We start from the raw sequence: 2,312 nt of genomic DNA on the forward strand, positions 1-2,312 counted from the left end.
GCGGGTCTAGTTCAGTGCGTTCTTTTTTTCCTTTGAAAGTCCAAAATCAACTTTATTTTTTTGGATTTTCTCTTGACTTATTACCACAAGTCTTTGAAGGACAAATAATATCCATAAATAATCATATCAAAAATAAATAACGTCATCAAGAAAATCGTCAGATATTCCAATTTTTTCTATTGTTCTTTTCTTCTAATTACATACTAATCAAATGAACGCGTACCATATTTTCATGCATCGATAAGTCTTCAACCACTGTCTGATAAGATAATGTCCGAGGTAATTCTACAGTGTAAACATTCGTATAAATTCTACTATCCGATCTTTTTTTTACTTCAAAGTCCACATCTTTCACTTCTATATTTTTTTCCTTAAAGTAATCAGCAATAAATTCTTTCGTTGTTCTTTTATGTTCAAAACTAATTTCAATTTTTTTCAACGTAGGAACATTAATGACACGCTTTAATACAGTTAATACAAGCATAATTCCTACAAATCCTACAATAGCAATACGATAATTTCCCATGCCAATAGCTAAACCTAAACCAGCGACGGTCCATAAGGAAGCAGCTGTTGTCAAACCACGTACCACTTGTTTAGTAACAACGATAGTTCCTGCTCCTAAAAAGCCAATACCACTGACAACTTGAGCAATCAAACGCGCTTCATCAGCACGAATCACATCGCCAAGTTCTGGTTGATCTTGAGCAATTGTTAGCGCAGTATTGGTGATTTCTTTTTGAATCATCGCAATAAGTACCGCTCCAATACCTACTAAAATATGCGTGCGAATGCCTGCGGGCCTATTTTTAAATTCACGATCAAATCCGATAAACCCTGCAAAAACAACCGCTAACACCATTCGTAAACAAATTTCATAAATCGACAACTCTCCAGTCAATCTTCTCCCCCTCCTTCTTCCATAGAATAAAAAATCCGAATGGCTTCTCATCATTCGGATCAAGAACTTATTTAACTATCCTTTAAGCATCTGCCAAGCGTTCATGCCACCTTGGACATACACAACATCATATTCTAAACTTGCTAAGTAATAACAAGCACGAGTCGCTCGTACTCCCGCTTTACTAATGACATAGTAGGTTTTCTCTTTGGTGAGATTTTCTGCTTCAGAGACAAATTCACCGATTGGTAAGTTAATAGCTCCTGGGATATGGTTGCTATCAAAATCCACCTTATCCTGCACATCTAAAATCGTAATAGGTTCATTTTGCAATTTATCGGATAATTCCCCTACAGTAATGGAAGAATATACGTTAGACATGGCAAACGCTCCTTTCATTTCCTTTCTTTGATAGTAGACGAAAGCACAAAGTTTGTCAAAAGTTACACGCTGGTATTCAATGAATATCCCTAGCCTTTCCTATCTTATCAAAAACCAGGCCAACCATTAAAAATGCTATACTTACACCAAAAAAGTTTAGTAAAAAATATGGAAGACTTGCCATGTTATGGAAAAAAGGGCGCTCTACCAAATAAAAATAGTTTCCATCCGTTAACTCATTAAATACCGCTACTAACGGTAAGTAAATAGCAAATAGCACTACAGCCAACAATGATCCTCTAAATGAAGGAACAAATCCTACGGTAAAATACCGTACGAGTGGAAATAATATATTTAAACTGTGCAATAAAACAAAGGTAATTCCCATAACATGGGTAAGTGGTGAAATTTCCACTGGGTAGACAAAAGAAGCATAAGCAAACAGTCCCCAAAAGAAAATGATCTGATCAAGCCAATCCTTTTGAAGAAAAAATTGAAGAATAATGAAGAGACAAACCAACCGACATATATGAAGCGGTAAGGCTTCTGCTAGAGTATACTCGCCAATGGAAATGAAGTAAGCTAAACTTAAACCTCTTTGGATTAAAGCTAGCAGCAACACAATCCACATCACAGTTTTTTCATATATTTTAACCTGGCGTTGATAACAAAATAAAAGAGTGAGTAAGGCTATAATAATGAAAAGATATAAAAAATGATCTTTTCCGCCAATCGTTATTTCTGGACGTGCTGCGTTAAAGAACTGATCCATCTTTTCACCTCTTTTTTTTATTATTTACTAGCTATCAAACATTTCATTGGTAATATATAAGCTAAAGTTGATTCATAATAACTTTTTTATACACTAAATTCTTTTTTGTTACAAGAAAAAACCGCTAAAATGATTGCATAAACAATATTTTTAGCGGTTTTAATAACTCAAGTTTCGCATACCCAAAATGATGATGTCCCTTTGATAGAACAACGCTGATAGTAAAATAATGGTTCGCTTGACTTTTGTTCAAAGGAT

General features: G+C 34.6%; 3 protein-coding genes. All 3 read right to left on the minus strand.

Features of this window, described 5'->3' with window-relative positions; all coding sequences use genetic code 11:
- Window positions 1-196: 196 nt before the first annotated feature.
- Window positions 197-862 carry an MgtC/SapB family protein gene (locus tag G577_RS0110305; RefSeq protein WP_051176780.1) on the minus strand — a complete coding sequence of 222 codons (666 nt, stop codon included), beginning with the start codon at window positions 860-862 and terminating at the stop codon, window positions 197-199.
- Between the two features lie 114 nt (window positions 863-976).
- Window positions 977-1,282 (minus strand): rhodanese-like domain-containing protein, encoded by a 306-nt coding sequence (locus G577_RS0110310; protein WP_028791089.1) that lies wholly within the window; start codon window positions 1,280-1,282, stop codon window positions 977-979.
- A gap of 76 nt (window positions 1,283-1,358) precedes the next feature.
- The gene (locus G577_RS0110315) at window positions 1,359-2,054 is read right to left on the minus strand and encodes a YwaF family protein (protein ID WP_028791090.1); all 696 of its coding nucleotides are present in this window, start codon (window positions 2,052-2,054) and stop codon (window positions 1,359-1,361) included.
- Window positions 2,055-2,312: the final 258 nt, after the last annotated feature.

The organism is Tetragenococcus muriaticus DSM 15685 (assembly GCF_000423785.1).
Taxonomy (GTDB): domain Bacteria; phylum Bacillota; class Bacilli; order Lactobacillales; family Enterococcaceae; genus Tetragenococcus; species Tetragenococcus muriaticus.